We start from the raw sequence: 7,548 nt of genomic DNA on the forward strand, positions 1-7,548 counted from the left end.
GCGTGATCCACGACCTGGCGCCCGTCGTCGCGGAGCAGCCCGACCCCCTGCTGTTCGCGACCGTCTCCGGGGCGCATCTGTACGGCTCCCGTCCCGGGACTCCGACCTGGACCTGCGGGGCGTCCATCTGCTGCCGGCCGCCGACCTGGTCGGGCTGCGCGAGCCGGAGGAGACCCGCTCACGGATGTGGGTGCGCGACCGCGTCGAGATGCACCTCGTCACCCACGATCTGCGCAAGTTCGTCCGGCTGATGCAGCGCCGCAACGGCTACGTGCTGGAGCAGTTCCTGTCGCCGCTGGTCGCGCACACCGGCGACACCCACCGGGAGCTGGCAGCACTCGCCCCGGACGTCCTCACCAGCCACCATGCCCATCACTACCGGGGCTTCGGGGTGACCCAGTGGCGGCTGTTCGAGAAGACCGGAGAACTCAAACCGCTGCTCTACACGTTCCGGGTGCTGCTCACCGGGATGCATCTGATGCGCAGCGGTGAGGTGCAGGCCCACCTGCCCACGCTCCTCGACGAGGTGCCCGCGGCCCCCGCGTATCTGCCCGAGCTGATCGCCGCCAAGGCCGCGCACGAGCACGGCGGCGCTGATGTCGAGCACGCGCGCGTGGAAGGGGATGTGGAGCGGCTGCACGACCTGCTCGACGAGGCGCAGAACGCCTCAGCGCTGCCCGACGCGCCTGGTGGGTACGACGCCCTGGACGACCTCCTCGTCCGGGTACGGCTGCAGGGCTGAGGCGCGGCGGGCCCGGAACAGAAAGTCCGCAACGCGTGTGTGGTCCGGCTCCGCGGGGAGAGGGGTGCCGTGCAGGGCCCGGTCGGTCTCCTCGGCGAGCCGGGCCATCCGGGACTCGACCTCCGCCCAGGAGACCTCGCCCCGCTTCACCGCCAGGAGCGACTCGCGCGCGTCACCGACGTCGATCGTCAGCTCACCCGTGCGCAGCAGATCGCGGGCGCTCGTCAGCAGCCGCAGCAGATGCATCGCGTGCTTCCAGCGCGGGGCGCCCTGGGTACGGACGTCGGCGTCAAGCTTGCGGCGCTGGTCCAGGGCGTAGCGGGTGAAGGTGTCGTACGCCCGCCGGGAGAGGAAGGCGTCACGCAGGGCGAGCAACTCGCGGCCCGAGTCGTCGACGTGCTCGACCAGGGGCGAGTGCAGGCACTCCAGGATGTTCGGGTTGGCCCGCAGCGCCAGCTCGCAGAACCGCTCCAGCTCCCAGGAGAACCGCTCCTCGCCCGGGCCCTCGACATGCGTCGGCGGCTTCTCGAAGCGCCAGAACAGGGGCGTGGGGGCGAGGAACACGCCCCGGCGGTCGGTGTCGCTGTCCTCCGTGGCCAGACCGAAGGCCCGCGACCCCATGACACAGGCGTAGATCGTGTGGCCGCGTACCAGGTCCTCGGGCTGCATGCCCGGGAGCGTACGCGGCAGGTCACGCCAGGGTGATCGAATTTCCCTCCACCTTGATGGGCTCGGCCGGCAGCGGCCGCGTCGCCGGACCGTGGGCGACCGAGCCGTCGGCGATGTGGAACTTGCTGCCGTGGCAGGGGCAGTCGATGGTGCCGCCCGTCACCTGGGTCACCGTGCAGCCCTCGTGAGTGCAGATCGCCGAGAAGGCCTTGAACTCGCCCTTCTTCGGCTGTGTCACCACGATCTTCTGTTCCTTGAAGATCGCGCCGCCGCCCTCCGGGATGTCACTGGTCTGGGCCAGCGCCTTCCCGGCGGGCGCACCCGTCGAGGCGCTGGCGGACGCACCCGTCGAGGCGCTCGCGGACGCGCTCGCGGAGGCGGAGGATTCCGAGGAACTGTTGCTCTTGTTGCTGCATCCCACGCAGCACACGGCGAGCGCCGACGCGCCCGTCGTGAGCACAGTGCGCCGAGTGGAGCCGTCGGTCATGTCGTCACTCCGAAGGTGCGGAAGAACCAGAAGGCGGACGTCAGCCAGATGAGGGTGAGCACGGCGAACACCAGTCCACCGCCGATCGACACCAGCCAGCCAGGGAGTCGCTCCGAGCGGAGCAACAGCATCTTGGCACTGAAAACACCGAAGAAGAAGCAACTCAGAACAGAGTGCCACAAAAGGCGCGTTCCGTACGTCTGGCGGCCCAACGCGTCCGGACAGTGCACCGCCACGGGGACGGCGAGGAGAAACGCGATCCGCCCCGGCCGGCGGTGCGTTCGGGCCGACGGTCATGGTCGGCTCCCTCGGGTCACGACCGGGTGTCAGGGGGCGACTGGGCTCGCGGTCGCCGTGGCCCGGTACAACCCCGGCCCCATGGCGGCCTTCGCACCCGCCGAGGCGCAGCGTGCCGTTCAGTCGACATTTCACCCCAAGTAGCGAAATGGAGTGATTCGGGTGAGATTGGCGACGGGACGCAACCGGCACCGAGAAGATCCCCCGAAAGGCGCGGCGGCCATGGCAGGCAACGATCTGGAAAGCATGCTCGGCAGCCTGTTCCGCGGCGACGGCAAGGACGCCGGACCGCTGTCCGCGCTGATCGGCGCGCTCAGCCAGGGCCAGGGCGGCGGTTCGCTGGACGGGCTCCTGGACACCCTGGCGAGCTCCGGTCTCACCGCGCAGAAGGACACCCGGGTCGGCACCGGCACCAACCAGCCCGTCACCGGCAACCAGATCCAGCAGGCCCTGCCCGACGACACCCTCCAGCAGGTCGCCGAGCAGGCCGGCGTGAGCCCGCGGAAGGCCGCGGACCGGATAGCCCAGGAGCTGCCCCAGGTCGTCGACAGGCTCACCTCCGATGGCGAGGTACGGCCTCGATCGAGGACCTGATCCGGCAGCAGTCCAGTGAGCCGCCGTCTCAGCGGGCGGGCAGGGCGCACGGGCCCGGTGGCGGTCTGACTAGGCTGGACGGACCAAGAGGCAACGTCAGAACAGGAGCAGCGCCGTGGCGGTACGAGCGGTCCGGGGGGCCGTCCAACTGGAGCGCGACGAGTCCGGTCACATGGAGGAGCAGGTCGGAGCGCTGCTCACCACCGTCCTGGAGCGGAACGGGCTGACCGCCGACGACCTGATCAGCATCTGGTTCACGGCCACGCCCGACCTGCACAGCGACTTCCCGGCGGCCGCCGCGCGCAAGCTCGGCATCCTCGACGTACCCCTGATCTGCGCCCAGGAACTGGACATCGAGGGCGCCATGCCCCGGGTCGTCCGGATCCTCGCGCACATCGAGTCCGACCGGCCCCGCACCGAGATCAACCACGTCTACCTCGGCGCCGCGGCCGCCCTGCGCAAGGACATCGCCCAGTGAGAACCGCGCTCGTCATCGGCACCGGTCTCATCGGTACGTCCGCCGCGCTCGCCCTCTCCCGGCGGGGCGTCGTCGTCCACCTCGCCGACCACGACCCCGAGCAGGCCCGTACGGCGGCCGCGCTCGGCGCCGGCACCGACGAGACCCCGGACGGTCCCGTCGACCTGGCGATCGTCGCCGCCCCGCCCGCCCATGTGGCCGCCGTCCTCGCCGACGTGATGAGCAAGGGCCTGGCGCGCGGCTACGCCGACGTGGCCAGCGTGAAGGGCGGCCCGCGCCGCGAACTGGAGGCGCGGGGCCTGGACCTGTCGTCGTACATCGGGACGCACCCCATGTCCGGCCGGGAGAAGTCCGGCCCGCTGGCGGCCACCGCCGACCTCTTCGAGGGCCGCCCCTGGGTCCTCACTCCGACCCGGGACACCGACACCGAGGTGCTGAACCTCGCCCTGGAACTGGTCTCGCACTGCCGCGCCGTCCCGGTCGTCATGGACGCCGACGCCCATGACCGCGCCGTCGCCCTGGTCTCCCACATGCCCCACCTGGTCTCCAGCATGGTGGCGGCCCGTCTGGAGCACGCCGAGGAGGCGGCCGTACGACTGTGCGGGCAGGGCATCCGGGACGTGACCCGCATCGCCGCCTCCGACCCCCGGATGTGGATCGACATCCTCTCCGCGAACCCCGGCCCGGTAGCCGACCTGCTCGGGGACGTCTCCGCCGACATCGACGAGACCGTGCGCGCGCTGCGGTCCCTGCAGTCCTCCGACGAGGCCAAGCGGCGCGACGGGGGAGCCGGCATCGAGGACGTGCTGCGGCGCGGCAACGCGGGGCAGGTCCGGGTGCCCGGCAAGCACGGGTCGGCGCCACGCGCCTACGAGGTCGTGGCGGTACTCATCGACGACCAGCCCGGCCAGCTGGCCCGGATCTTCGCGGACGCGGGCGCGGCCGGGGTCAACATCGAAGACGTGCGCATCGAGCACGCCACCGGGCAGCAGGCCGGTCTCGTCCAGCTCTGGGTGGAGCCGAAGGCGGTGCCGGTACTCACGACGGCGCTGCGGGACCGGGGCTGGGCGCTGCGGCAATAGGCTGAATCCGCCGGTCGCGGGGGCCGGTAACCTTGTGCGGGGCGCGACGGCGCCCCGCACACCACCCACCACCCTGCACCCGGAAGGTGTTCCCCCGTGGAAAACGGCGCCGTAAAGCCCGTGATTGTCGCGATCGACGGCCCCTCGGGCACCGGCAAGTCGAGCACCTCCAAGGCCGTGGCCGCACAGCTCGGCCTGAGCTACCTGGACACCGGCGCCCAGTACCGGGCGATCACCTGGTGGATGGTGAACAACGGCATCGACCTCACCGACCCGACCGCCATCGCCGCGGTCGCCGGCAAGCCGGAGATCGTCTCCGGTACCGACCCGGCCCACCCGACGATCACCGTCGACGGCCTGGACGTGTCCGGCCCGATCCGCACCGAGGGAGTCACCTCCAAGGTCAGCGCGGTCAGCGCCGTACCGGAGGTGCGGGTGCGGATAAGCGAGCTGCAGCGGTCGCTGGCCCACGGCACCGAGGCCGGCATCGTCGTCGAGGGCCGGGACATCGGTACGACCGTACTGCCCGACGCCGACCTCAAGATCTTCCTCACCGCCTCCGCTGAGGCCCGCGCGGCCCGCCGCAGCGGTGAGCTCAAGGGAGCCGACGTCAACGCCACCCGCGAGGCCCTGATCAAGCGGGACGCGGCCGACTCGACCCGCAAGACCTCGCCGCTCGCCAAGGCGGACGACGCGGTCGAGGTGGACACCACCGAGCTGACGCTGGCCCAGGTCATCGAGTGCGTCGTCACCCTCGTCGAGGAGAAGCGGGCGGGGAAGTGAGCCTTCCGTCGATTCCGTCGCAGCGGGGCGCCGAGGCCGGCCGGCGCATCGGCGTCGGCCTCATGCACACGCTCTGGAAGCCGCGTGTGCTCGGTGCCTGGAGGATGCCGGCCCACGGCCCGGCGATCCTCGCCGTGAACCACTCCCACAACCTCGACGGCCCGATGGTCATGGGCGTGTCGCCCCGGCCGACGCACTTCTTCATCAAGAAGGAGGCGTTCATCGGGCCGCTGGACCCGTTCCTGACCCGGATCGGCCAGCTGAAGGTGGACCGGCAGTCCACCGACCGCACGGCGGTCACCCGCGCGCTCGGTGTGCTGGAGGCCGGGGGAGTGCTCGGCATATTCCCCGAGGGCAGCCGGGGCGAGGGCGACTTCGCCTCGCTGCGCGCGGGCCTCGCCTACTTCGCGGTGCGCTCCGGGGCGCCGATCGTGCCGGTGGCCGTGCTGGGAAGCTCCGATCGGCGCGGACGGTTGGTAAAGGGGCTGCCACCTCTGCGCGCCCGCGTCGACGTCGTCTTCGGCGACCCCTTCGAGGCGGGCGACGGCAGCGGCCGGCGCACCCGCAGCGCCCTGGACGAGGCCACCGAGCGCATCCAGAAGCAGCTCACCAGCCACCTGGAAAACGCCAGGCGTCTGACCGGACGCTAGAACCTGTCCGGCGGATCAGGTCGGAGAATAGCAGCGGTGCCTATTACTCTCAGGTGAGCGGGGTGTGGTGCGTGCAGTTGCAAGGCGGACACCCCGCGTCTCCGGCAGGATCCGCCGGACAGGCCCTAGAGCGACACTGAGTAGTGGATCAGCCCATGACGGGTGCGGTCCACCGATCACCACGATGAACGACGAGGTACGGACTTCATGAACGACCACATCCAGCCCGGCGACTCGGCTGAGCACGAGTACGACCACGGGGCACTCGGCGACGCCGAGTACGCGGAGTTCATGGAGCTCGCCGCGGAAGAGGGCTTCGACGTCGAGGACGTCGAAGGCGCCATCGAGGCGGCCGGTCACGGCCCGCTGCCCGTGCTCGCCGTCGTCGGCCGCCCCAATGTCGGCAAGTCGACGCTCGTGAACCGCATCATCGGCCGCCGCGAGGCCGTCGTCGAGGACAAGCCCGGCGTCACCCGAGACCGCGTGACCTACGAGGCCGAGTGGGCGGGCCGCCGCTTCAAGGTCGTCGACACCGGCGGCTGGGAGCAGGACGTCCTCGGTATCGACGCCTCCGTGGCCGCCCAGGCCGAGTACGCGATCGAGGCTGCCGACGCGGTCGTCTTCGTCGTCGACGCCAAGGTCGGCCCGACCGACACCGACGAGGCGGTCGTACGACTGCTGCGCAAGGCCGGCAAGCCCGTCGTGCTGGCCGCCAACAAGGTCGACGGTCCCAGCGGCGAGGCCGACGCGGCCTACCTCTGGGCCCTCGGTCTCGGCGAGCCGCACCCGGTCTCCGCCCTGCACGGCCGCGGCACCGGCGACATGCTCGACGCCGTCCTGGAGGCGCTGCCGGAGGCGCCCGAGCAGACCTTCGGCACAGCCGTCGGCGGCCCGCGTCGGATCGCGCTCATCGGCCGCCCGAACGTCGGCAAGTCCTCTCTCCTCAACAAGGTGGCGGGCGAGGAGCGTGTCGTCGTCAACGAACAGGCCGGCACCACCCGCGACCCGGTCGACGAGCTGATCGAACTCGGCGGAGTCACCTGGAAGTTCGTCGACACCGCCGGTATCCGCAAGCGCGTCCACCTTCAGCAGGGCGCCGACTACTACGCCTCGCTGCGCACCGCCGCCGCCGTCGAGAAGGCCGAGGTGGCGGTCATCCTGATCGACGCCTCCGAGCCCATCTCCGTCCAGGACCAGCGGATCGTCACCATGGCCGTGGACGCGGGCCGCGCGATGGTCATCGCCTACAACAAGTGGGACACCCTCGACGAGGAGCGCCGCTACTACCTGGAGCGGGAGATCGAGACCGAGTTCGGCCAGGTCGCCTGGGCGCCCCGGGTCAATGTCTCGGCGCAGACCGGCCGTCACATGGAGAAGCTGGTCCCGGCCATCGAGACGGCCCTCGCCGGCTGGGAGACCCGCGTTCCCACCGGCCGCCTCAACGCCTTCCTCGGCGAGCTGGTATCGGCCCACCCGCACCCGGTCCGCGGTGGCAAGCAGCCGCGCATCCTGTTCGGCACCCAGGCCGGCACCAAGCCGCCGCGGTTCGTCCTGTTCGCCTCCGGCTTCATCGAGGCGGGCTACCGGCGTTTCATCGAACGCCGGCTGCGCGAGGAGTTCGGCTTCGACGGCACCCCGATCCATATCTCCGTACGGGTGCGCGAGAAGCGCGGCAAGAAGAAGTAGACACATGGAACGCGGTCGACGGCAACACCGGCACCCGCTGGTCGTCCGCCTTCACCGACGACCAGTGGCTCCAGGTCGAC

8 protein-coding genes and 2 pseudogenes are annotated in these 7,548 nt (G+C 71.0%); 7 read left to right on the top strand and 3 right to left on the bottom strand.

What is annotated here, in order from left to right; genetic code table 11:
* The first annotated feature begins 2 nt into the window (after positions 1 to 2).
* A pseudogene (locus ABZ396_RS39630) lies at positions 3 to 742 on the top strand (nucleotidyltransferase domain-containing protein).
* Here the strand turns inward: ABZ396_RS39630 and ABZ396_RS39635 are convergent.
* From ABZ396_RS39635 to ABZ396_RS39645, 3 genes and pseudogenes are all read right to left on the bottom strand, one after another.
* Positions 668 to 1,411: a nucleotidyltransferase domain-containing protein gene (locus tag ABZ396_RS39635; protein ID WP_358925208.1), complete on the bottom strand. Its 744-nt coding sequence runs from the start codon at positions 1,409 to 1,411 to the stop codon at positions 668 to 670. The pseudogene ABZ396_RS39630 and the gene ABZ396_RS39635 overlap by 75 nt on opposite strands.
* A gap of 22 nt (positions 1,412 to 1,433) precedes the next feature.
* Entirely contained in the window at positions 1,434 to 1,898 is a 465-nt protein-coding gene (locus ABZ396_RS39640) for a Rieske (2Fe-2S) protein (protein ID WP_358925206.1), read from the bottom strand.
* Positions 1,895 to 2,176 (bottom strand): annotated as a pseudogene (locus ABZ396_RS39645) (DUF6529 family protein); the annotation flags it as partial. The gene ABZ396_RS39640 and the pseudogene ABZ396_RS39645, both read right to left, overlap by 4 nt.
* Before the next feature lie 241 nt (positions 2,177 to 2,417).
* Here ABZ396_RS39645 and ABZ396_RS39650 point away from each other — a divergent pair.
* The 6 genes from ABZ396_RS39650 to der all read left to right on the top strand — a co-directional run bounded on the left by ABZ396_RS39650 (position 2,418) and on the right by der (position 7,468).
* Positions 2,418 to 2,789: a YidB family protein gene (locus ABZ396_RS39650; protein ID WP_358925204.1), complete on the top strand. Its 372-nt coding sequence runs from the start codon at positions 2,418 to 2,420 to the stop codon at positions 2,787 to 2,789.
* 115 nt (positions 2,790 to 2,904) lie between these two features.
* The gene (gene aroH, locus ABZ396_RS39655; protein WP_358925202.1) at positions 2,905 to 3,267 is read left to right on the top strand and encodes a chorismate mutase; all 363 of its coding nucleotides are present in this window, start codon (positions 2,905 to 2,907) and stop codon (positions 3,265 to 3,267) included.
* Positions 3,264 to 4,349 carry a prephenate dehydrogenase gene (locus ABZ396_RS39660; protein WP_358925200.1) on the top strand — a complete coding sequence of 362 codons (1,086 nt, stop codon included), beginning with the start codon at positions 3,264 to 3,266 and terminating at the stop codon, positions 4,347 to 4,349. The genes aroH and ABZ396_RS39660 overlap by 4 nt, the downstream gene beginning before the upstream one ends.
* 96 nt (positions 4,350 to 4,445) lie before the next feature.
* Positions 4,446 to 5,132: a (d)CMP kinase gene (cmk, locus tag ABZ396_RS39665; RefSeq protein WP_358925199.1), complete on the top strand. Its 687-nt coding sequence runs from the start codon at positions 4,446 to 4,448 to the stop codon at positions 5,130 to 5,132.
* A gap of 62 nt (positions 5,133 to 5,194) precedes the next feature.
* Positions 5,195 to 5,782: a lysophospholipid acyltransferase family protein gene (locus ABZ396_RS39670; protein WP_358925254.1), complete on the top strand. Its 588-nt coding sequence runs from the start codon at positions 5,195 to 5,197 to the stop codon at positions 5,780 to 5,782.
* Positions 5,783 to 5,989: 207 nt separating this feature from the next.
* Positions 5,990 to 7,468: a ribosome biogenesis GTPase Der gene (gene der, locus ABZ396_RS39675; protein WP_358925197.1), complete on the top strand. Its 1,479-nt coding sequence runs from the start codon at positions 5,990 to 5,992 to the stop codon at positions 7,466 to 7,468.
* Positions 7,469 to 7,548: the final 80 nt, after the last annotated feature.

It is taken from the genome of Streptomyces sp. NPDC005866, assembly GCF_040629895.1.
In the GTDB taxonomy this organism is placed as follows: domain Bacteria; phylum Actinomycetota; class Actinomycetes; order Streptomycetales; family Streptomycetaceae; genus Streptomyces.